The following is a 21610-nucleotide window of genomic DNA, read 5'->3' on the forward strand; positions in this document are numbered from 1 at the left end:
CGTTCTCGGGCCGAACTGTGATTCGACGCGGCGGGGTCACTTGCTCAAAACACTTCTGCCGCGCAGACTCCTAGCCCTCCCTGCTTTCAAAGTCGATTCGGGGGTCCACTGCCACATAGGTGAGGTCGCTTACCAGCTTGAGCAGCAGGCCCATCAGCGTGAAGATAAACAGCGTGCCGAAGATAACCGGGTAATCACGGTTGAGCGCTGCCTCGAAGCCAAGCAGCCCCAGGCCATCGAGGGAGAATATCACCTCGATCAGTAGCGATCCGGTAAAGAACAGGCTGACCAGTACGCCTGGCATGCTGGCGATGACAATGAGCATGGCGTTACGGAAGACATGGCCGTAGAGGACCTGGCGCTGGCTAAGCCCCTTGGCCCTTGCCGTCACCACATAGTGCTTGCCGATCTCGTCGAGGAAGGAGTTCTTGGTGAGCAGGGTCAGGGTGGCAAAGCCGCCAATGACGTTGGCCGTGACTGGCAGTACCAGGTGCCAGAAGTAGTCCTTGACCTTATCCGGCCAGGACAGCTCATCAAAGTTGCTGGAGGTCAGGCCGCTGTTGGGAAAGACCTCGAAATAGCTGCCGCCGGCAAACAGTACGATCAGCAGGATGGCGAACAGGAAGCCGGGTATGGCATAGCCAACGACAATCAGCGAGCTGGTCCAGACATCGAACCTTGAGCCGTCTGACACCGCCTTGCGGATGCCCAGGGGAATGGAGACCAGGTAGATAATCAGGGTCGACCAGAGGCCAAGGGAAATCGATACCGGCAACTTTTCAATAACCAGCTCTACCACCGAGCGGTCGCGATAGAACGAATCACCAAAGTCGAAGCGGGCGTAGTCAGCCACCATCTGGAAAAAGCGTTCATGGGCGGGCCGGTCAAAGCCATACATTGCTTCGATCTCGGCCAGAAGTTCCGGGTGTATCCCCCGGGACGCCCGGGAATCTCCCCCGCTGGAGACCTCGCCCCCGCCGCCACCGCCAGCGCGTGTCAGGGCACTGCCGCCGTGGCCCTGCATCTCAGCCAGCATCTGCTCAACAGGCCCGCCAGGTGCTGCCTGAATGATGATGAAGTTGAGCAGCATGATCCCGAACAAGGTCGGGATGATCAACGCCAGTCGCCGGAGGATATAGCTGCCCATAGTCGCAATCAGCTCCGGTGGAGGGGGTGGTCAGTGGTGATCAGCATGGAATCAGTTGCCATACCACCAGTTGTCGATGTCGACGCCGTTCTTGGGCGTTGTTTGCGGCCGTTCCAGGAATGACCAGTAGGCGATCCGGTCCATCGACAGGTGCCACTGTGGCACGACGTAGTGGCCGTGGAGCAGTACCCGGTCCAGGGCACGGGTCCGGTGTACCAGCTCGTCCCGGTCCGGGGCCTGGATAACCTGTTCTACCAGGGCGTCGACTACCGGGTCACTGACGCCGGCATAGTTCCGGGAACCCTTGATCCCGGCCACGGAGGAGTGCCAGAAATCCCTTTGCTCGTTGCCGGGAGAGTCCGACTGGGCGATCACCTGGGTGACAATGTCGAAATCGAAGTTCTGAACGCGCTCGACATACTGGTTGGTATCCACCAGCCGCACTTCTACTTCCATACCCAGGCGCTCCAGGTTTTTCTTGAAGGGCAGAACGATGCGTTCAAAGTTCTTCTGGTGGAGAAGGAACTCGAATGACAGGGGTTCGCCGCTCTCCCCATGCACCATGGTTCCGTCCTGGATTCCATAACCGGCCTGCTTGAGCAGGGCCATCGCCTGGCGCAGGTTGTCCCGCAGGGTCTGGTCGCCCTCGGTTGAGGGTGCTTCGTAGGCTTCGGTAAAGACTTCTTCAGGAAGCTGGTCCCGGAAGGGCTCCAGAATCTCCAGTTCGCGGCCTTCAGGCAGGCCTGAGGAAGCCAGTTCGCTGTTCTCGAAATAACTGTTGGTGCGAGCGTACTGGTCATGGAAGAGGTTGCGGTTTGCCCAGTCGAAGTCGAAGGCATAGGCAATAGCCCTGCGCACCCGGGGGTCGGCAAACTGGCCACGACGACTGTTGAAAATGAAGGCCTGCATGCCGGCAGGTCGCTCGTGCTCAATGGCCTCGGTAACGATCTGTCCGCTATTGAAACGATCACCGGTATAGGCGGTAGCCCAGTTCTTGGCCGAGCTTTCCACCCGGAAATCGTAGTCACCCGCCTTGAAGGCCTCCAGTGACACGGTTTCATCCGAATAGTAGTCGTAGCGTAGCTGGTCAAAATTGTAGCGACCTGTTCGCACCGGCAGGTCCCTGGCCCAGTAATTCTCTACACGCTCATAGGTAATGTAGCGACCGGCTTCGAACTCCTTGATGCGGTATGGCCCACTGCCCAGGGGCGGATTCAGGCCTCTCTCCCCAAAGCTGCGTTCCTGATAGTAGTGGGCTGGAAGTACCGGCATCTGCCCCAGGATCAGCGGCAGTTCCCGGTTGTTGGATTCGCCCAGGTCAAAGCGTACCCGGTGCTCGGATTCCACGGTGACATTCTCGACCCCGGCGTAGTAACTGCGATAGAACGGATGGCCTTCTTCCATCAGGGTCTCGAAGGTGAACGCCACGTCTTCTGCGGTGATCGGGTGGCCATCGTGGAACTGGGCTTCCGGGCGCAGGTTGTAAGCAACATAGCTGCGATCTTCCGGCGTCTCGATACTTTCGGCAATCAGGCCGTAGGCACTGAACGGCTCGTCAGCGGACGAGACCAGCAGGGTTTCGTACAGATAGCCGCTGAGGCCTGCCGCCGCCACACCCCTTACCACGAAAGGGTTAAAGCTGTCATAGCCGTTGGCCCTGACGGCGAGCCGCAGCCTTCCGCCCTTGGGCGCGTCCGGGTTGACGTAGTCAAAGTGCCTGAAATCAGGCCCGTATGCTGGCTCTCCATGCATGGCAAGGCCATGTACAGGTTCCACGGAGTTCGGTGGAGCGTTGTTTGCTGGCGTCTCCGCCGTAGCGAAGCTGGTGCTTAATGTCAGAGTGCCCAGAAGCAGGAAACAGGATGAGAGGCGGGAAATCCTTGGGCTGGCCATAGCTGTTGTTATACCCGTTGTCGTTGGTGGGGCTGCCGCCTGGGGCAGCCCCTGGAAACTTTCGAAAGCATTGGACCGGGAAAGTCAGGGGCTGTTCCGTACGTCCACGTAAAGTACCAGACTCTGTCCGGGTTGCAGATAACGTGAGGTATTCAGGTCATTCCAGGCCGCAATGTCGCGCACATTGACCGCAAACCGGTTGGCGATGGCGGAAAGGGAGTCGCCACGACGCACCCGGTAGCCGACCTTTCTGACCATGCCGGAGCGGTTATTGGTGGTAACCCGGGTGCCTGATGCTGCCTCGGCGTTCTTCGACCATATGACCAGCTTGCGACCGGGTACCAGGGGATCTCCGGGAGCCATGCCATTCCAGGCGGCGACCTGGCGCACGCTGACGCCATGTTCCCTTGCAATGTCCCAGAAAGTGTCGCCCCGGGAGACCACGTGCTCGACACGCTCTCCGCCGCTTTTACGGCCAGCGCTTTCCTGCTTGCGGGCAATGCGCTGGGCCTGGCTCAGGCTGTAGCTGTCCTGACCGGCACGGGCGGACGGGATCAGCAATTGCTGGCCAACACGGATAAGATCGCTTTTGAGTTTGTTGACGTCCTTCAGTACCGAGGGAGTGGTGCCATGGCGACGGGCAATGGCCCCCAGGTTGTCACCGGAGCGCACCTGGTAGCTTTGCCAGGACATGCGGGTATCAGGGTCAATGGAGCCAATGCCCTGACGGAACCGGTCTGCACTGGCCAGGGGCACCAGCAGGCGATGGGGGCCCTCAGGCTTCGTTGCCCAGCGATTAAACGACGGGTTCAGCAGGTAGATTTCGTCGACGTCCACACCGGCCAGTTCAGCGGCGTGGGCCAGGTCGATCTGGCCGCCGGTTTCAACCACTTCGAAATAGGGTTCGTTTTCGAGGGACGGCAGGGTAATGCCGTAAGCTTCCGGGTCATCGAAAATCTTGGCCAGCGCGATCAGCTTGGGAACGTAGTGGCGGGTTTCCCTCGGTAGCTGTAGTGACCAGTAGTCGGTGGGCTTGCCTTGACGGTTGTTGCGGCGTATGGCGCTGTTTACGGTGCCGCCACCGCTGTTATAGGCGGCCAGCGCCAGGGTTGGATCCCCGTTGAAGCGCTGGGCAAGCTGATCCAGGTAGGTGAGGGCGGCGTTGGTGGAAGCGATCACATCCCGACGGTCGTCGTGCCACCAGCTCTGGTTCAGTCCGAAGTGACGGCCGGTGCCCGGGATGAACTGCCAGAGGCCGGACGCCCGGCCATGGGAATAGGCGAACGGATCGAAGGCGCTTTCCACGATTGGCAGCAGGGCATATTCCATGGGTAGCCCGCGGCGCTCCGTTTCGTCAACAATATAGTGCAGGTAGCGGCGGCCACGTTCGACAACCCTCTGTATGTAGCTCGGGTGGCGGGTGTACCAGTCAAGCTGCTGCTGAACCCGTTCGTCCCCCTGGTCGTGGTCCATGTCGAAGCCATTGCGAAGGCGTGTCCACAGGTCACGCTCTTCTTCAGCGGGTTCATCAACCGACAGCTGTCCGGACTCGAGCCGGTCACGTGCGTTCCTGGCTGTCTCCTTGAGGGAAGGCTCTATGGAATCATCCAGCCCGGTTGTACCGTCCTCGCTTCGGCCTTCTACGGAATCCTTGAGGGCTTTATCTCCGGCGGCAACAGTCTGCTGATGGGTGTCGAGTACTGTGTCGTCGCTCTTGCCAAACCAGGCGGGAGTCGTGGAGCACCCCGTCAGCAATACAGTAAGGAGGGTGAGGGTGGTCTTATGTCTTGCCATCATAGTCGACATTCCAGGGCTCGGGCTGGGCCTGGAAGTCTGCATGGCAGGTAAGTCGGGCAGACTCCCGCGATGTTCCCGGGCTTCCGAGCGGGGTTATCGGGTTCGTAAAAACGTTGGCGATTCTATGTCTGCCTGTAACCCGGGTCAATCAAACCCGCGTTACGGGATCGCAACGGCACTCCCCGGCAGGGGGCACACCCTCCACCAGGGAGCTGACAGTGTAACGGATCAGAAATGATCCTTGCCGTGACGCACTGCCGCAAATACGCCGCTATCACTGTCTGTCACCAGGCCCTGTTCGTGTCCATACTCCGTTGCCACCCGTATAACAGCAGGGTCATCCCAGCGCAGGAAGGGGTTGCGCTGTTTTTCATCTCCAAGTACCACCGGAACCGTGGGTTTGTTGTCATCCCTGAGGACCTGGCAGTGTTCCTCGAATGCCGACAGGGCCGGGTCGTCAGGCAGCCAGTCACGGGCGAACCGCAGGTTGGCCAGTGTGTATTCATGGGCACAGTAGACCAGGGTGTTGTCTGGCAGGCTGCGCAGCCCGGCCAGCGACTCCACCATTTGTCCCGGGGTGCCCTCAAATAACCGGCCACAGCCACAGGCAAACAGGGTATCTCCGCAGAATAGCACGGGGTGGCCCGAAACCTCGGTGTCGGAGAAGTAGGCTATATGGTCAAGGGTGTGGCCAGGTGTGGCGAGCACGTCAAAGGTCAGGTTTTGCCAGACTACTTCATCACCCGCATGGACGGTATCGGTACCCCCGGTAAACGGCGAGTCTGCCGGTGCCACGATGCGTTTAGGCTGATACCGCTCGCGCAGCTCGGCAATTCCGCCGGTGTGGTCCGGGTGGTGATGAGTTACCAGGATGGTGTCCAGTTCCAGGCCCTGACGCTCCAGGTAGTCGACAACCGGCGCCGCCTGGCCAGGGTCGACCACCAACGCCTTGCCGGAGTCTGCATCAGCCAGGCACCAGATGTAATTGTCGGAGAATGCCGGGATCGGTGTAATGCTCAGCATAGGGCCCTCGGTTCAGGTGGCAGATAGTGACTGCTATCATAGTGCATCAGGCTGCCCATCCCAAGGGCGCCTATCGGGGGCGGGAGATAAGGATGGCACAGGGCAATCGGGACCATTGGCTGCAACGACTTCAGGGAGCCCGTCAGCGGCGGCCGGATTACCGGGTTGCGCATCGGAACCTGGAAAACTGGTTCCACTCCGCGCTTGGACAGGCGCTCCTGGAAGACCAGCGGGCCTGCATCAATACCCATGTCCAGGACCTCGGTGGGGCGCGCCAACTCCATATTGCCCTGAGCGACCGCCTGATATTGGCGCCGGATACGGATTTCACCCAGCATATCCTCGCTACGCCATACTGGCATGCCGGGCTGCCAGGCGGGGTCGTCGTCTGCGACCCTGATGAGTTGCCGTTCCCCTCGGCATCGATCGACCTGGTTATCCTGCACCACAGCGCGGATTTCTCTGCCTGGCCACACCAGGTGCTTCGGGAAGCAGTCCGGGTGCTGCGTGGTGGTGGTCAGCTACTGGTGATCGGCTTTAACCCGCTCAGTACCTGGGGCGCTCGCCGGCTGCTCAGCCGCAGGCGAAGGGGCCCCTGGGGTGGCCGGTTCCTGCTGCGCTCGCGAATGGAGGACTGGCTTAACCTGCTTGACTGCACGGTCGAGAGCTCCGGCAGTTACTTTTTCCGGTTACCGCTACAGAACGAGCGGCTTCTGGAACGTCGCAGCCTGCTGGAATATTTTGGCACCCAGGGCATGCTGCCACTGGGTGCCTACTACTGCATCCTGGCCAGCAAGCGCGTCTGTGCACCGATCGTCCGCCGCCGTATGTGGCATCCCGGCAAGGTGATTCCGCTGCCCACACCCGGTACACTCGGCGCCTCAAGACAGGCCCGGTACCATCAGGGACCCGGGCGGATACGGACTGTGGATGAATCATGAGTAAACGTGTAACGCTGTATACGGATGGTGCCTGCAAGGGTAACCCCGGGCCAGGTGGCTGGGGTGTCCTGCTGCGCTACGGGGACAAGTCGAAGGAACTGTGTGGTGGTGAGACAGGTACCACTAATAACCGCATGGAGCTGATGGCTGCCATTGAGGGGCTCAGGGCGTTGACGCGGGGGTGTGAGGTGGACCTCTATACGGACTCCCAGTACGTTCGCAAGGGCATCACAGAGTGGATGGCCGGCTGGAAGCGGAACGGGTGGAAAACCTCCGCCAGGAAACCGGTGAAGAATGAAGACCTTTGGCGGAAACTGGATGAGGAAGTGGCCCGGCACGAGGTGAAATGGCACTGGGTAAAGGGCCACTCCGGTGTGCCGGGTAACGAGCGGGCGGATGAACTGGCCAACCAGGGTATCGAAAAGGCTGCAATAAAAGGGTCGTGAAGTAATGAGACAGATCGTTCTGGATACTGAAACCACGGGCATCGACCCCAATGACGGGCATCGCATCATTGAAATCGGCTGTGTTGAGCTGATGGAGCGACAGCTTACGGGGCGACACTACCACGTCTATATCAACCCCGACCGTGAAGTGGAAGAGGAAGCCATCACCGTTCACGGAATTACCAACGAGTTCCTCGCAGACAAGCCCCGGTTCCATGAAATAGCGCAGGAGTTCCTGGCGTTTATCGACGGCGCCGAGCTGGTTATCCACAATGCAGCGTTCGACGTGGGCTTTATCGATGCTGAGTTTGCCCGCATCAAGCCAGTTCGCAAGGTGGCCGACCATTGTTCGGTGCTGGACACCCTGGCCGTTGCCCGCCGTAAGCACCCGGGCCAGAAAAACAGCCTCGATGCCCTTTGCAAGCGCTACGGCGTGGACAACAGTAACCGCGACCTGCATGGAGCGTTACTTGACTCCGAGATTCTCGCTGATGTTTTCCTGCTGCTGACGGGCGGGCAGACAGCCCTGTCGCTTGATGCGGGAAGCGATGGCGGAGACAGTGGCCAGGTGATCAGGCGGCTGCCGAAAGACCGCCCCGGGCTGGCGGTAGTCCGTGCCTCCGATGTGGAAGTTGAAGCGCACGAGGCCTTCCTGGATACGGTAGAGAAGGCCGGGAGCGAAGCGGTCTGGCGCAGTGCCTGAGCGGCTGGTATCGGTTCGGGTTGCAACGACCCGTGTACAGAACTGAGAACTGCTTGGGATATCTCGAAAGTGGCGACGGCAGGCACTTGAGCGGCCAGGCTTTTGTGTTATAAGTAATGGACAGTCCTGGAATTACGGCAACTCGTGAGGGCAGATTCGACTCCGGCTCCTGTGAATCCGGAGTGGCGCCCGACCAGGCAGTACCCGTTGCAGGTGGGCGCCGGAGCGTCGGTGTCCCCGGGGAAATTCCTCTTCAGGTGAGCCCTGTCCAGGAGGTACCCGGACAATGTTGAAGATGGGATACCTGCGCAGGCAAAGCTGAGACAGGAAGCGTCCGTTTATGATTCATTCGTCACTTGCGACGAAGTCCCAGTCGTTCGATCTCGTCAAAAGTGAGATCGAGCAGACCATCCGCAACGCGGAAAGCAGCCTGGAACGCTTCCAGGAGAACCGTGAAAGCGGCGAAGACCTCCAGAACTGTGTCGATTACCTGAACCAGCTCCGGGGCATTTTCGTGCTGGTGGAACTCCGTGGCGGAACGCTTCTGTGCAAGGAGGCCGTAGCGGTTGCCAACGACGTGCCTGTGGGCGCCAGTGACGACAAGAATATACTGCTGACCACCCTCAATAGTGCGTTGTTTATTCTCCGCCGTTATGTGGAGTATTACCACCAACAACGTGAAGACCACCCTGAATTACTGTTGCCTGTCATCAACGAGCTGCGGGTTGCCAGGGGAGAGGCACCGCACCTGGAGTCACACTTCTTCGAGCTGGATTCCGAACAAAGACCGGATTTCTGTACCGGCGTTTCCGTCGAGCCGCTCGACCTGTCCGATGCCGAGTTTGAGGCCTACGCCCGCCGCATGCGGCTGATGTTTCAGGTCGCCCTGGTCGGTGTGATCCGGGAGCGTAACGAAGCAGTCAGCAAGAAGCTGATTGCCAGGTCGGCCCGTGGTTTCGCGCGCCTGTGCGGAGAAGGGCAGCTGAAACAGCTGTGGTGTTTGCTGGTGGTGGTGGCTGAAACCATGACTGACCGCGCCATGGGCTTTAACCAGGCCCGCAAGCGCCTGTTGATGCGTATCGAAAAGTACAGCCGCGATATGGTGTACGTGGGTCGGACGGCTGCCCGCCGCACCCTGGACGATGCGATCATCCGTGAGCTGGTTTATCTGCTTTATCGCAGCGGTTCCGCGAACCAGGAGGTTCAGAGAATTCTGGCGGCGTGGAAGCTGGCCCCCTCCGACTACCCGGAATCCATGATGGAGGCCCACCGCAAGCGTCTTTACGGGCCGGGCGCAGATGTGCTCAAGTCCCTGTCCAACGCACTGCAGGATGAACTGAACCAGCTCAAGGACCGGCTCGATATTATCGAGCGGGGCATAGAACCGGATCTCAGTGAGCTCTCCACCATTGCTGACTCACTGCGGCGGCTTGCCAACACCCTCAGTATGCTTGACCTTAACCGCCTGGCGGATATTGCCCGTAGCGAAGCTGACCGTTTGCGCACCTGGGAGAAATCCGGAACCTTGCCTGCTGACGATGAGCTATATGCACTGGCAGACGCAGTGCTTGGTGTGGAAAGTGCCATACAGCAAATGGTTTCCCGCGGCATTACTTCCGAGACCGACGCCCTGGCCGTAGCCCGTCCGGAGGCCCATGAAGGCTCTCTCTACCTGCGGGAAGCGGAGATCGTTGTCGGTGACGAGGCACGCAGCGCGCTGACCCTGGCCAAGCGGGCGATTACCGCCTTTGTCGAGTCCGACTTCGACAAGCTCCACCTGGCCAATCTGCCGAATACCCTCCATAGCATCTGGGGTGGCTTACAGATGATTGGTGACCCTGAGGCTGCCGGGATCATGGGCCGGGTGGCTGGTGCAATCCAGACCCGCATGCTGGATGTGAAAGAGCCTCCGGGTAATGCGGTGCTGGAATCGTTGGCGGACGCGCTCACATCCCTGGAGTACTACATCGAGAATATCGGCACCCGTGACAGCCGCAACCCGGAATTGCTCCGCTTGGCCGAGACCTCGCTGGACGATGCTGGTCTCTGAGATAGCCGATCATGCCCCTGAGCCGGGTATTTCAGGTCTGCCAACAAAAAAGGCACCCAGGAGAGGGTGCCTTTTTTGTACGCACGAACGGCTCAGCCCATGGAAAACAGCTGGCCCAGCTTGGTGGCCAGCATCATGTCGCCTTCGGCGCGCAGCTGACCGGACATGAATGCCTGCATGCCGTCGGTCTCACCAGAGGCGATGCCCTTGAGGGTATCGGCGTCCATGATCAGGGTAACGGAAGGATCGTCGTGGTCTCCTTCAACGACCTTGCAGGTGCCGTCCTTAACGATCACGTGGTGGTTCTGGTCGTCTTCGATATTGAACTGGAAGACCAGATCCATGCCTTCAGCGGCTTCCGGGTTGAAGTTCTGCTCGAATTTCTCGAATACCTGGGCTACGGACATTATTTTTCCCTTAGTGTGTAACTGACTCTGCGGGTGAGGATTTCACGCCTTGCCGGGTGCCGGCTGCGATTCTCTGCTCCAGCGGGGGCGGTGGGGGCTACCCGGCCAGCCGACTCATTCCGACTTTAGGGGGCGTACCCGGGAGTGTCAAGGAAAAATCAAACGATCGTTTGATAACTTTTCCCGGCGGGAGGTTGTACACGCCATGGCCTCGGTTACAATCGGGTTTCCGTCGGTTGCGGTGTGGTGCTGAACCATAATGGCAACCCCGCACGGTAAAAGGCCGTGTACTACGAACATCATGGAGTGTGCATTGGAATTTCTCTCTGACTACGGACTGTTCCTCGCCAAGGTAGTGACCTTTGTCGTCGCTATAGTGATTGTGATGTCACTTGCGGCCGCCGCCGTACAGCGAAGTCGTGGCGAAGGGGACGATGAGGGCGAGCTTACGGTTCGCCGGCTCAACGAAAAATACCGCAAGCTGCGTGAAGCTATCGAAGGCCGCATGCTGGAGCCTGACCAGCGCAAGGCCTGGAAGAAGGCAAGGCAGAAAGCCGACAAGGCTGCCCGCAAGGCCCGTAAAGGGAAACACAGTACAGCAGGTGACGAGGCGAAGCCTGGCCGAACCTTCGTCATTGATTTCGACGGGGACATCAGGGCCTCGGATACCGAGACCCTGCGTAAGTCGGTGACTGCTGTGCTGGCCGTAGCCGACCCTGAGAAAGATGAAGTGGTCATCCGGCTCGAAAGCGGCGGAGGGTTGGTGCATGCCTACGGCCTGGCGGCTGCCCAGCTGGATCGAATTCGAAGCAAGGGCGTCAGGCTGACGGCCTGTGTCGACAAGGTGGCCGCCAGTGGTGGCTATATGATGGCCTGCGTGGCTGACCGTATTGTCGCATCACCCTTTGCGGTCCTCGGCTCCATCGGTGTCGTCGCACAGCTGCCGAATTTCCATCGGGTACTGAAAAAGCACGATGTAGACTATGAGATCCTGACGGCCGGCGAGCACAAGCGAACCCTGACCGTCTTTGGTGAAAATACCGAGAAAGGACGTCGCAAGTTCCTGGACGACCTGGAAGACACCCATCACCTGTTCAAGGACTACGTCAGCGAGCGCCGTCCGGAGCTGGATATCGACCAGGTGTCCAACGGCGACATCTGGTTTGGCTCCCGTGCCCTGGAGGTGAAGCTTATCGATGAGGTGAAGACCTCAGACGAGTACCTGATTGACGCCTGTGAGCGATCCGAGGTGGTCTCGGTAGGCTTCCAGCGCAAGCGCACCCTTCCGGAGAAACTCGGGCTGGCGACCAGCACGGCTCTGGAGCATACGGTCTGGCGAGTACTGAGTGCTTTTCGCAACCAGAATCTCCAATAACAATTCCCAACCCCCCCCCAGGAGGATCACTATGAGTAATGACATCGAATACAAGGCGTGGCGTGTCCATGAAAAGGATGGCGAGTACGTGGGCGCCGAAGAAACTTGCCGTGTGGCCGATCTGCCTGCCAATGAGGTGCTGATTCGTGTTACTCACTCCTCGCTGAACTACAAGGATGCGCTGTCGGCGTCCGGCAACAAGGGGGTAACCCGCAACTTCCCCCATACCCCGGGTATCGATGCCGCCGGTGAAGTGGTCGAGTCAGCTGGAACCCCGGGCAAAGGCAGCCAGGTAATCGTGACAGGCTACGATCTTGGCATGAACACCCCCGGTGGGTTCGGTGAGTATATCCGTGTACCGGCTGACTGGTGTGTGGAAATGCCTGCCGGATGGGATGCCCGCAAGGCTATGATTTATGGCACCGCCGGGTTAACGGCGGGGCTTTGCGTCAACAAGCTGCTGAGAATGGGCGCAGCCCCGGAACAGGGACCAGTAGTAGTCACCGGCGCCAGTGGAGCCGTTGGTACGGTGGCCGTTGAAATCCTGGCAGGCCTGGGTTTTACGGTAACGGCGGTATCCGGCAAGAAGGATCAGGTAGATGCCCTCAAGGCGCTGGGCGCATCTGAAGTGGTTGGCCGGGAATCTCTCGAGGCCTCACCCAAGCCGATGCTCAAGCCGGTCTATGCCAACGCCGTTGATACGGTTGGCGGGGCGCCATTAGCCGAATTGCTCAAACAGGTTCTGCCGGGTGGCTCAGTGTCCTGTTGCGGCCTGGTTGCTGGCCCCAAGGTAGAAACCACCGTGATGCCGTTTATTCTGCGGGGCGTCAATCTGCTGGGTGTGGACTCCGTGGAAATTCCCCTGGACCAGAAACGCCAGGTCTGGAAAATGCTGGCATCCGACTGGGCATGCCCGAAAACCGAGGCGGCAGCCCGGGATATTGGCCGGGGTGACCTGGACGGTGCGCTGAAGGCGTTCCTGAAAGGTGAATCCGTGGGCAAGATCGCTCTGGACCACGCCCGCTGAGATCAGAAGATGCGGCCGGACTCCATTCGCTGGCAGTTCCGGCCAGAAAACAAAAAACGCTGGCCCTCTGGGACCAGCGTTTTTTTTTTGGCTTTTCGGAAATCAGGCGGTGGCTGCGACCGGAAACTCGCCCCGTCGACGGAACAGTGGTTCGTCGTTGTCAGTGGCGGCCTGGTAGGGGTTGCTGAAGACGTTCAGGCAACGAGGCGCCTTGTTGATGTCCTTGTCCGGGCGCAGGGCATAGCTGTCAAAGCCGCAGCGCTTCATGAACTGAAGCTGGTCGAGCAGCACATCGCCGATCGCGCGCAGCTCACCCTGATAGCCAAAGCGTTCCCGGAGCAGGCGGGCGGTGGAGTACCCGCGACCGTCACTGAACTTGGGAAAGTTCACCGCAACCAGCGGAAGCTGGTGGATGTGCTCTGCAATCAGCTCCGGCTCTTCATGGCTGTCGAGCCAGAGGCCAATCCGGTCATTACCGGCGAAGTGCTCATGGCCTGCCAGCCACAGTTCCGCGGGTACCAGGCACGGGCCTTCCGGCAGGGTCAGCGAGTCACCCTCGGCCGGTCGCTCGAGCAACTGCCAGGCATCGGCCATGATGGTGCCGTCGTGTTTGACGATATTACGCATATACACGCTCCTTGAAGGGGGCGATCCCGATACGGCGATAGGTATCGAGGAACTCTTCTTCTTCAGTCCGGTTGTCCACATAGACATGGATAAGCTTCTCGATCACCTGGGGCATGTCGTCCCGGGCGAAGGAGGGCCCCAGGATCTTGCCAATGGCGGCATCGTGCTGTGATGCCCCGCCAAGGCTGATCTGGTAGTACTCCTCGCCTTTCTTGTCCACGCCCAGCACACCGATATGGCCGACATGGTGGTGACCGCAGGCGTTCATGCAGCCGGAAATGTTCAGGTCGATGTTGCCCAGGTCGTACAGGAAGTCCAGGTTGTCAAAACGGCGCTGAATGGACTCGGCTACCGGAATGGACTTGGCGTTGGCCAGGGCACAGTAGTCGCCCCCCGGGCAGCAGATAATATCCGTCAGGGTGTTCAGGTTTGCGGTGGCAAAGCCCATAGGGCGGATCGCCTGCCAGAGCTCGAACAACTGATCCTGGCGGACATCTGCCAGTACCACATTCTGCTGGTGGGTAACCCGCACTTCGCCGAAGCTGTACTGGTCCGCCAGGTCCGCGATCTGTTCCAGTTGACGATCGGTGACATCGCCCGGCGGTGTACCGGTTTTTTTCATGGTCAGCGTCACAATCCCATAGCCCGGCTTCTTGTGGCGGTCCACATTTCGGCCAACCCAGTTGGCGAACGCCTTGCTATCGTTGCGCGCCGTTTCCAGCGCCGCTGGGTTGTCCTGCAGGTCTTCGTAGGCAGGTTCGGTGAAGAAGCCTTTCATGCGCTCGATGGCATCGCGGGTAAGCCGGGTGGGGGAGTCCTTGATATGAGCCCACTCTGCTTCTACCCGTTCAGCAAAGCCCTCTGGGGTCAGGGCTTTCACAAGGATCTTGATCCGTGCCTTGTACTTGTTGTCCCGGCGGCCATAACGGTTGTACACACGCAGGATCGCTTCGAGATAGGTGAGCAGGTCCAGTTCCGGGATAAAGTCACGAATAACCGGCCCCACCATGGGCGTACGGCCCAGGCCGCCGCCCACGTGGACGCGGAAGCCAAGCTCACCGGCCGCGTTACGCACCATTTGCAGGCCGATATCGTGGACCTGGATGGCCGCACGGTCAGTATACTCGGATGCATTCACCGCCACCTTGAATTTGCGGGGCAGAAAGGCAAACTCAGGATGGTAGGTGGACCACTGCCGGATAATTTCGCAGTAGGGCCGCGGGTCGGCAATTTCATCGGACTGAACGCCGGCAAACTGATCTGTAGTGGTATTACGAATGCAGTTGCCACTGGTCTGGTTGGCGTGCATCTCCACCTCTGCCAGTTCCGCGAGGATGTCGGGAACATCCTCCAGCGCTGGCCAGTTCAGCTGGACGTTCTGGCGGGTGGTGAAATGGGCATAGCCCTTGTCATAGTCACGGGTAATCCGCGCCAGGCGGCGGAGCTGCTTCGAACGCAGCATGCCGTAGGGCACGCACATGCGCAGCATGGGTGCCAGGCGCTGGACATAGAGCCCATTCTGGAGGCGCAGGGGAAGGAATTCGTCTTCGCTCAGCTCGCCGGCGAGCGCACGATCGGTCTGGTCCCGGAACTGGGCAACGCGCTCTGCCAGAAGCTGCCGGTCGTGTTCATCGTAAACGTACATAATCGGGTGTCCCTGAATAAGCCGGGCACTGTTCCTGGATCGGGATGACATCGGTCAATCAGTGCAGATGCGGAGCAGGATAGCACCACGCCCTTATTCTTAAAATGATTATTTCCAAATATGGTAATCGATTTAAGTGATAAGTAGGGTGCGATTTTCCGGGACTGTATGATGGCTTGCCGGTTAACAAAAACAGCAATCCAGGGTACGGGCGGGTGGACTTGCCCGGGAAGGTAACCTAAATTAGGAGGGCCGGACGCGGTAGCCGGAATTCGAGGAAAAACAAGACCAATAACAGCAATAACGGAGAACCGTCTATGAAGAAAAGTACCCTGAAAGACAGTCAGGTCGATGCCATCGCATTCACCATGCTGGTTGTGCTGGTGGTGGCTTTCGCCGTCACCTGGGTATCCGGTCAGTAGCACCGGCGGCCTGCCTGGCGGCAGGTGCCACCCCGGGGTGAGCCTGCCAGTCAGTTCCTGCCACGTTCCCGGTATGCGTCCCTGAGCCTGTTATTGGGACGACAGTACCCACTGTACAATCAGCGCTAACACTCCGATAAAACCAAAGGTAAACAGTAAGCCAGCCACGATATAGGGCACCGCGCTATGACTGTTGAAATCCTCTTCATGGCGCTTGCCTGACTGAACCCCGAAGGCGCCCGCCAACACGCTCTGTAGAACCTTCAGTACGCCCGGCCCTTTGCGGCGGGCCGGGACATCGTCGTTGCGGGACTGTTCTGAGATCTGGTCTGACATGGTAACTCCCGTTGCGGATTATTCTTGTTCTATTGAGAATGCCGGGTGGCCGTTGAGAACTCAAGGTTTCTTGCGCCACCCAACACCGACCCTCCGGTCGCCAACCTATTCCGCCGGATCGTAGGCGAGGCTCGGGGCAAGCCAGCGTTCGGCTTCGGCCTTGCTCAGACCTTTACGCTCTGCGTAATCCGCCACCTGGTCCTTGCCAATCTTGCCCACCGCAAAGTACTTCGATTCAGGGTGCGCAAAGTACCAGCCGGAAACCGCGGCTGTGGGGAACATGGCGAAGTGTTCGGTCAGCTCGATGCCGGCGTTTTCCGTCGCCTGCAGCAGTTCGAACAAGGTTTCCTTCTCGGTGTGGTCCGGGCACGCGGGGTAGCCTGGGGCAGGGCGGATACCCTGATATTTCTCCCGGATCAGGTCATTGTTATCCAGTGTCTCTTCTGGCTGGTAGCCCCAGAATTCCTTGCGCACACGTTCATGCATGCGTTCCGCGAAGGCTTCAGCCAGGCGATCGGCCAGGGCCTTGACCATGATGGCGTTGTAGTCGTCGTTGGCGTCCTTGAACTCCAGGGAGAATTCCTCGGCGCCAATGCCGGTGGTTACCGCGAAACCGCCCACATAGTCACAGTCGTCGGATTCCGGGGCAATGAAGTCTGACAAGGCCCGCATGGGCTGCCCGGGCGCTTTCTCGTCCTGCTGCCTCAGGTGATGCAGCACGGTAAGTTCATCGCTGCAGGATTCGTCCCTGTAAATGACGATATCATCGCCGCGCCGACGGGCCGGCCAGAAGCCGATGACCGCCCGGGCCCTGACCCGCTTTTCCTCGATCATCCGCTTGAGGATGGCCTGGGCGTCGTTGAACAGACTGCGAGCGACTTCACCCCGCTTGGGGTCGTCCAGCACAGCCGGGTATTTGCCGGCAATGTCCCATGAAATGAAGAACGGGGTCCAGTCAATATAGTCCACCAGCTCTGCCAGGTCATAGTCCTCAAAACTGCGCAATCCGAGGAAGGAAGGACGTACTGGCCGGTGCCCGGTGAAGTCGATGTCTGGAGCACGCTCACGGGCTTCGGTCAGGGAAACCAGCTTGGTGCGGTCGCCCCGGTTCTTGCGGCGCTCGCGAATCTCGTCGTATTCCTTGCGGATACCTTCCACGTATGCCGGTTTGCCTTTGCGGCTGAGCAGGGTGGAGGCGACGTTGACGCATCGGGATGCATCGGACACATACAGTGCCACGTCGTTCTTGTACTGGGGTTCGATCTTGACCGCCGTGTGGGCCTTGGACGTGGTGGCGCCACCAATCATCAGGGGGATATTGAACTCCAGGCGCTGCATCTCACGGGCTACGTGCACCATCTCATCCAGGGATGGTGTGATCAGGCCGGAAAGTCCGATGATGTCGACATTCTCCTTGCGAGCGGTCTCCAGGATCTTTTCGCAGGGCACCATTACCCCGAGGTCGATCACCTCGTAGTTGTTGCACTGCAATACCACGCCCACGATGTTCTTGCCGATGTCATGGACATCGCCCTTGACGGTAGCCATCAGGATCTTGCCCTTGGCTTTCTGGTCCTCGGATTTCTCCGCCTCGATGTAGGGGATCAGGTGGGCGACGGCCTGTTTCATGACACGGGCGCTTTTCACCACCTGCGGCAGGAACATCTTGCCATCACCGAAGAGGTCGCCGACGACGTTCATGCCATCCATCAGCGGGCCCTCGATCACCTCGATGGGGTGCTCGGCGCGCTGGCGACATTCTTCGGCGTCTTCGAGGATGTAGGTGGTGATACCTTTCACCAGGGCATGCTCAACCCGTTTCTCTACAGGCCATTCACGCCAGGCCAGGTCTTCCTCGCGGGTCTTGCCGCCCAGGCCCTTGTAGCGTTCTGCAATCTCCAGGAGCCGGTCGGTGCCGTCGTCCCGGCGATTCAGTACCACGTCTTCAACCAGCTCTTTGAGTTCCGGGTCGATCTCGTCATAGACCACCAGCTGGCCCGGGTTGACGATACCCATATTCATGCCTGCCTTGATGGCGTGGTACAGGAACACCGAGTGGATAGCTTCGCGCACCACATCGTTGCCCCGGAAGGAGAAGGAAACGTTACTCACGCCGCCTGAAATCGAAGCATGGGGCAGGTGCTCCCGGATCCAGCGGGTGGCGTTGATAAAGTCCACGGCGTAGTTGTTGTGTTCTTCGATGCCGGTGGCAATGGCAAAGATGTTGGGGTCAAAGATGATGTCCCCGGGGTTGAACCCCATGCCCACCAGCAGGTCGTAGGAACGTTTGCAGATCTCCGTCTTGCGCTCGAAGGTATCGGCCTGGCCCTGCTCGTCAAAGGCCATGACGACCACCGCGGCACCATAACGCATGCAGTCCCGCGCCCGTTTGAGGAACTCTTCCTCACCTTCCTTGAGGGAAATGGAGTTAACGACGGACTTGCCTTGTACACAGCGTAGCCCGGCCTCGATCACCTCCCACTTGGAAGAGTCCAGCATGATGGGTACGCGGGAAATGTCCGGCTCCGAGGCTACCAGCTTCAGGAAGGTGACCATCACTTCCTTCGAGTCCAGCATGCCCTCATCCATGTTGATATCGATGATCTGGGCACCATTTTCCACCTGGTCCCGGGCAACACTCAGGGCTTCCTCGTACTGTTCCTCCTTGATCAGGCGCAGGAAGCGTTTGGAGCCGGTAACGTTGGTGCGCTCACCCACGTTGATAAACAGGGTGTTCTCATCCCCGGTGAAGGGTTCCAGGCCCGATAGGCGAAGCACGCTCGGGCGTTCGGGGACCTGGCGGGGCGGATACTTGGCGACTGCCTCGGCAACGGCGGCGATATGATCGGGGCGTGAACCGCAGCAACCACCAATAATGTTCAGGAAGCCGTCACGGGCAAAGCCTTCAATGACGGACGCCATTTCTTCGGGGGATTGGTCATATTCGCCGAATTCGTTAGGCAGGCCAGCGTTGGGGTGGGCGCTGACATAGGTGTCGGCCTTGGCCGACAGCTCTTCCACGTAGGGCCGCAGGGCATCGGCTCCGAGGGCGCAGTTCAGCCCTACGGTTAGCGGTCTGGCGTGGGCTACGGAGTTCCAGAAGGCTTCGGTGGTCTGGCCGGACAGGGTGCGCCCGGAGGCATCGGTAATGGTGCCGGAAATCATCAGGGGCAATTCGACACCGCAATCCTCAAAGTACTGCTGTACCGCGTAGATGGCAGCCTTGGCGTTGAGGGTGTCGAAGATGGTTTCGATCAGCAACAGGTCGCAACCGCCCTCGGACAGGTACTTGGCGGCTTCATAGTAGTTATCGACCAGGGTCTGGAAGTCGACGTTCCGGTAACCGGGATTGTTGACGTCCGGAGAGATTGACGCCGTGCGGGAGGTGGGCCCGATGGCGCCAGCGACGAAGCGGGGCTTGTCCGGGTTGCGGGCGGTAAACTCGTCGGCGATGGCCCTGGCCAGCCTTGCCGACTCAAGGTTCAGCTCCGGTACCAGCTCCTCCAGACCATAGTCCGACTGGGACAGCCGGGTGGAATTGAAGGTGTTGGTTTCGATGATGTCTGCGCCGGCTTCGAGGTAGTCAGCATGGATGCGGGTCAAAAGATCCCGCTGGGTCAGGCACAGAAGGTCGTTATTGCCCTTGACCTCACGCTCGAAGTCCCGGAATCGCTCACCGCGGAACGCGGCCTCATCCAGTTTTTCGTTCTGGATCATCGTGCCCATGCCGCCATCGAGGACGACAATGCGTTCCTTGAGAGCTTGTTTGAGCTGGGCGATTCGTGTTGCGCGATCGGTCATGGTCAGGTCTTTCCGGGAGTAATGAGTGTGCAATTAAGGACCGCGCATAATACCAAAGTTGTTCCATGGCGTCCTGTGGGCCCTGACATGGATCAAGTGGCTGCCCCTTTAATTGACGGGGTTGCGACTATATCCAGTATAAAGTCTGACTATTTTACTTGGTCTTTCAGGATCCCGCGAACTCCGTTAAAATAACATCACATTTTCTGACAGGTTGACGAAATGGCATTGGTTACTGTTACTGACTCAGCAAGAGACTATCTTGCCGAACTGATCAACAAGCAGGACGTGGAAGGCATGGGTGTGCGTATCTTTGTGACCCAGCCGGGCACCAAGCACGCCGAGACCTGCCTTGCCTACTGCCCGCCTAACGAGGTGGTGCCGACCGATGAACAGCTGGACCTGGAAAAGTTCACCCTGTTCCTGGATCACAACTCGGTGCCGTTCCTGGAAGAAGCCTATGTGGACTACGCCAAGGACCAGATGGGCGGCCAGCTAACCATCAAGGCGCCGAACGCCAAGGTGCCCAAGATCGACGATGATGCACCGCTTCCGGATCGCGTAAACTATGTGCTTGCTTCCGAAATCAATCCGGGGCTGGCCTCTCACGGCGGCGACGTTCAGTTGGTGGAAATCGTTGATGAATCCGTGGCAGTGCTGCGGTTCGGTGGCGGCTGCCAGGGTTGCAGCGCCGTCAGCCTCACCCTGAAGCAGGGTGTCGAGGCTACCCTGAAAGAGCGGGTACCGGAGATCACCCAGGTGCGGGATGTCACCGACCATTCCTACAAGGAAAATGCGTACTACCAGTAAGTGGTTGGTTTCGCCAGGCCGCTGCCGGCCTGCATTGCCCTGAAAAGCCCCGGCCCAGATGGCCGGGGTTTTTTATTGTGCGCCAGGCATGGCTCTGCGCGGGTGCAGCTGGCGGTATGGCCTGCAAATGACCGGATGGCTACAGGCAGTTGGTTGGCCGGGGCAGTCCCGCTATGCGGCAGGCAGTCTTGGCGGGTGTTCCGGGAAACAACTGCATCAGGTAGATGCTGTTGCCTTTGTCTTCTCCCAGTATTTCCTTCACGGCTTTTACAAACAGCCGGTTGGAGGGGGGAGACATTTCATGTTGCTTATAGAATTCCCGCAATAACCCGATTATTTCCCAGTGGTCATCGGTCAGGGAAATACCGGATTCCGCAGCAATCACCTCGGCCGTGGCTTTATCCCATTGCCAGGCATTCTCCAGAAAACCTTCGTTGTTTCGTTCGGGTAGAGCCATCCGCAATCGTCTCCTGAAACAGTCACCAGCTGATAATGCGTTGAAAACGGTCGGTAAGCGCAACCATGCCGGCAGGGGTGACCAGGTCCACGGTGCTGCCCACCAGGTCAGCAAGCCCCCGGGCCTGGCAGTCCGGCATCATTGCACTGGTTCGGGGAGGTAGCGTAACCGAGTTGTCGGTCAGGGCAACGACCGCGTTTTCGATCAGCAGGAGGTGGTCTTCAGGCCCCACAGAGCCAAGGCAAACAGGAAACCGGGGGTGTGAGGGCGCCTTGTTGAGCAGATGCAGTGTGGGCTGCGCTTCACTGCCTGTGTCAGGGCCACTCATTGCGGCATTGCTCATGGCTGAATTACCTCCCGGAAGCGGTTGTAAAAATCGGCATCGGCGTTGATGAGCTCGGCTCCTGGCTCGGTCTGATCGATACCGAAGCGGGCCATGGCTCCCTGGTCTGCGAAAATATCGGCAACGCCGAACATCCGTGCGGCCCCCAGGTTACGGCTCACGGTTTTCTGATGGATGGCCGCTCCCTTCTGGCGGACTCTCAGCCAGTTAACCCCTTCACCCCGGAACAGGAGGGCGACAGGCTGATCAAACGCCGCCATCGACAGGGCCATATCCAGTGCCTCACGACCACGCCAGTCACCGTAGGGCGGGTTGTCGATCACAATCAGCAGGGTTCCGGTACGGTCTCTGTCAGCCATA

Annotated in this window: 19 protein-coding genes; 7 read left to right on the top strand and 12 right to left on the bottom strand. The window is 59.2% G+C overall.

Annotation, left to right across the window (positions count from 1 at the left end; genetic code table 11):
* Nucleotides 1–70: 70 nt before the first annotated feature.
* The 4 genes from MLC59_RS17125 to gloB form a co-directional block, all read right to left on the bottom strand.
* Nucleotides 71–1147 (bottom strand): microcin C ABC transporter permease YejB, encoded by a 1077-nt coding sequence (locus tag MLC59_RS17125; RefSeq protein ID WP_248236618.1) that lies wholly within the window; start codon nucleotides 1145–1147, stop codon nucleotides 71–73.
* Between the two features lie 51 nt (nucleotides 1148–1198).
* Nucleotides 1199–2923, bottom strand: a complete 1725-nt coding sequence (locus MLC59_RS17130; RefSeq protein ID WP_345799792.1) for an extracellular solute-binding protein — start codon at nucleotides 2921–2923, stop codon at nucleotides 1199–1201.
* Between the two features lie 201 nt (nucleotides 2924–3124).
* The gene (locus MLC59_RS17135) at nucleotides 3125–4837 is read right to left on the bottom strand and encodes a lytic transglycosylase (protein WP_427901740.1); all 1713 of its coding nucleotides are present in this window, start codon (nucleotides 4835–4837) and stop codon (nucleotides 3125–3127) included.
* A 228-nt stretch (nucleotides 4838–5065) separates the two neighbouring features.
* Entirely contained in the window at nucleotides 5066–5860 is a 795-nt protein-coding gene (gene gloB / locus MLC59_RS17140) for a hydroxyacylglutathione hydrolase (protein WP_248236620.1), read from the bottom strand.
* 92 nt (nucleotides 5861–5952) lie between these two features.
* Between gloB and MLC59_RS17145 the strand changes: the two genes are divergently transcribed.
* The 4 genes from MLC59_RS17145 (at nucleotide 5953) to MLC59_RS17160 (ending at nucleotide 10000) form a co-directional block, all read left to right on the top strand.
* Nucleotides 5953–6801, top strand: coding sequence for a class I SAM-dependent methyltransferase (locus MLC59_RS17145; RefSeq protein ID WP_248236621.1), 849 nt, complete (start codon nucleotides 5953–5955; stop codon nucleotides 6799–6801).
* Nucleotides 6798–7247, top strand: a complete 450-nt coding sequence (gene rnhA / locus MLC59_RS17150; RefSeq protein ID WP_248236622.1) for a ribonuclease HI — start codon at nucleotides 6798–6800, stop codon at nucleotides 7245–7247. The genes MLC59_RS17145 and rnhA overlap by 4 nt, the downstream gene beginning before the upstream one ends.
* Before the next feature lie 4 nt (nucleotides 7248–7251).
* On the top strand, nucleotides 7252–7950 hold the full coding sequence (gene dnaQ, locus MLC59_RS17155; RefSeq protein ID WP_248236623.1) for a DNA polymerase III subunit epsilon: 699 nt from the start codon (nucleotides 7252–7254) through the stop codon (nucleotides 7948–7950).
* A 340-nt stretch (nucleotides 7951–8290) separates the two neighbouring features.
* Nucleotides 8291–10000 (top strand): FimL-related protein, encoded by a 1710-nt coding sequence (locus MLC59_RS17160; RefSeq protein WP_248236624.1) that lies wholly within the window; start codon nucleotides 8291–8293, stop codon nucleotides 9998–10000.
* Between the two features lie 92 nt (nucleotides 10001–10092).
* Here MLC59_RS17160 and MLC59_RS17165 read toward each other — a convergent pair whose 3' ends face one another.
* A complete protein-coding gene (locus tag MLC59_RS17165; protein WP_248236625.1) occupies nucleotides 10093–10407 on the bottom strand; it encodes an SCP2 sterol-binding domain-containing protein in 315 nt (104 codons plus the stop codon).
* A gap of 313 nt (nucleotides 10408–10720) precedes the next feature.
* On the opposite strand from MLC59_RS17165, the gene sohB reads away from it, so the two are divergent.
* Both sohB and MLC59_RS17175 read left to right on the top strand, forming a co-directional pair.
* Complete coding sequence (sohB, locus tag MLC59_RS17170) at nucleotides 10721–11782, top strand: protease SohB (protein WP_248236626.1); 1062 nt, start codon at nucleotides 10721–10723, stop codon at nucleotides 11780–11782.
* 31 nt (nucleotides 11783–11813) lie between these two features.
* A complete protein-coding gene (locus MLC59_RS17175) occupies nucleotides 11814–12809 on the top strand; it encodes a YhdH/YhfP family quinone oxidoreductase (RefSeq protein ID WP_248236627.1) in 996 nt (331 codons plus the stop codon).
* 102 nt (nucleotides 12810–12911) lie between these two features.
* On the opposite strand, the gene MLC59_RS17180 is transcribed toward MLC59_RS17175, so the two are convergent.
* From MLC59_RS17180 to metH, 4 genes are all read right to left on the bottom strand, one after another.
* On the bottom strand, nucleotides 12912–13436 hold the full coding sequence (locus MLC59_RS17180; protein ID WP_248236628.1) for a DUF934 domain-containing protein: 525 nt from the start codon (nucleotides 13434–13436) through the stop codon (nucleotides 12912–12914).
* Complete coding sequence (locus tag MLC59_RS17185; protein WP_248236629.1) at nucleotides 13429–15081, bottom strand: nitrite/sulfite reductase; 1653 nt, start codon at nucleotides 15079–15081, stop codon at nucleotides 13429–13431. Before MLC59_RS17185 ends, MLC59_RS17180 begins: the two co-directional genes overlap by 8 nt.
* 512 nt (nucleotides 15082–15593) lie before the next feature.
* The gene (locus MLC59_RS17190) at nucleotides 15594–15839 is read right to left on the bottom strand and encodes a DUF2970 domain-containing protein (RefSeq protein ID WP_248236630.1); all 246 of its coding nucleotides are present in this window, start codon (nucleotides 15837–15839) and stop codon (nucleotides 15594–15596) included.
* A gap of 105 nt (nucleotides 15840–15944) precedes the next feature.
* Complete coding sequence (gene metH / locus MLC59_RS17195) at nucleotides 15945–19640, bottom strand: methionine synthase (RefSeq protein ID WP_248236631.1); 3696 nt, start codon at nucleotides 19638–19640, stop codon at nucleotides 15945–15947.
* 222 nt (nucleotides 19641–19862) lie between these two features.
* Between metH and nfuA the strand changes: the two genes are divergently transcribed.
* Nucleotides 19863–20450, top strand: coding sequence for a Fe-S biogenesis protein NfuA (gene nfuA, locus MLC59_RS17200; RefSeq protein WP_248236632.1), 588 nt, complete (start codon nucleotides 19863–19865; stop codon nucleotides 20448–20450).
* Nucleotides 20451–20589: 139 nt separating this feature from the next.
* Here nfuA and MLC59_RS17205 read toward each other — a convergent pair whose 3' ends face one another.
* The 3 genes from MLC59_RS17205 to MLC59_RS17215 are packed head-to-tail and all read right to left on the bottom strand — an operon-like array spanning nucleotide 20590 to nucleotide 21609.
* On the bottom strand, nucleotides 20590–20907 hold the full coding sequence (locus tag MLC59_RS17205; RefSeq protein ID WP_248236633.1) for a TusE/DsrC/DsvC family sulfur relay protein: 318 nt from the start codon (nucleotides 20905–20907) through the stop codon (nucleotides 20590–20592).
* Between the two features lie 22 nt (nucleotides 20908–20929).
* Nucleotides 20930–21250, bottom strand: coding sequence for a sulfurtransferase complex subunit TusB (tusB, locus tag MLC59_RS17210; protein ID WP_248236634.1), 321 nt, complete (start codon nucleotides 21248–21250; stop codon nucleotides 20930–20932).
* Nucleotides 21247–21609 (bottom strand): DsrE family protein, encoded by a 363-nt coding sequence (locus MLC59_RS17215; RefSeq protein WP_248236635.1) that lies wholly within the window; start codon nucleotides 21607–21609, stop codon nucleotides 21247–21249. The genes tusB and MLC59_RS17215 overlap by 4 nt, the downstream gene beginning before the upstream one ends.
* Nucleotide 21610 lies beyond the last annotated feature (1 nt).

The sequence above is a fragment of the Marinobacter bryozoorum genome, from assembly GCF_023156245.1.
Classification (GTDB): Bacteria; Pseudomonadota; Gammaproteobacteria; order Pseudomonadales; family Oleiphilaceae; genus Marinobacter; species Marinobacter bryozoorum.

Coding starts and splice junctions, on each gene's coding strand:
- MLC59_RS17125 (WP_248236618.1), bottom strand. CDS start 1,147: ATGGGCAGCTATATCCTCCGGCGACTGGCGTTGATCATCCCGACCTTG.
- MLC59_RS17135 (WP_427901740.1), bottom strand. CDS start 4,837: ATGATGGCAAGACATAAGACCACCCTCACCCTCCTTACTGTATTGCTG.
- gloB (WP_248236620.1), bottom strand. CDS start 5,860: ATGCTGAGCATTACACCGATCCCGGCATTCTCCGACAATTACATCTGG.
- MLC59_RS17145 (WP_248236621.1), top strand. CDS start 5,953: ATGGCACAGGGCAATCGGGACCATTGGCTGCAACGACTTCAGGGAGCC.
- rnhA (WP_248236622.1), top strand. CDS start 6,798: ATGAGTAAACGTGTAACGCTGTATACGGATGGTGCCTGCAAGGGTAAC.
- dnaQ (WP_248236623.1), top strand. CDS start 7,252: ATGAGACAGATCGTTCTGGATACTGAAACCACGGGCATCGACCCCAAT.
- MLC59_RS17160 (WP_248236624.1), top strand. CDS start 8,291: ATGATTCATTCGTCACTTGCGACGAAGTCCCAGTCGTTCGATCTCGTC.
- MLC59_RS17165 (WP_248236625.1), bottom strand. CDS start 10,407: ATGTCCGTAGCCCAGGTATTCGAGAAATTCGAGCAGAACTTCAACCCG.
- MLC59_RS17175 (WP_248236627.1), top strand. CDS start 11,814: ATGAGTAATGACATCGAATACAAGGCGTGGCGTGTCCATGAAAAGGAT.
- MLC59_RS17180 (WP_248236628.1), bottom strand. CDS start 13,436: ATGCGTAATATCGTCAAACACGACGGCACCATCATGGCCGATGCCTGG.
- MLC59_RS17185 (WP_248236629.1), bottom strand. CDS start 15,081: ATGTACGTTTACGATGAACACGACCGGCAGCTTCTGGCAGAGCGCGTT.
- MLC59_RS17190 (WP_248236630.1), bottom strand. CDS start 15,839: ATGTCAGACCAGATCTCAGAACAGTCCCGCAACGACGATGTCCCGGCC.
- metH (WP_248236631.1), bottom strand. CDS start 19,640: ATGACCGATCGCGCAACACGAATCGCCCAGCTCAAACAAGCTCTCAAG.
- nfuA (WP_248236632.1), top strand. CDS start 19,863: ATGGCATTGGTTACTGTTACTGACTCAGCAAGAGACTATCTTGCCGAA.
- MLC59_RS17205 (WP_248236633.1), bottom strand. CDS start 20,907: ATGGCTCTACCCGAACGAAACAACGAAGGTTTTCTGGAGAATGCCTGG.
- tusB (WP_248236634.1), bottom strand. CDS start 21,250: ATGAGCAATGCCGCAATGAGTGGCCCTGACACAGGCAGTGAAGCGCAG.
- MLC59_RS17215 (WP_248236635.1), bottom strand. CDS start 21,609: ATGGCTGACAGAGACCGTACCGGAACCCTGCTGATTGTGATCGACAAC.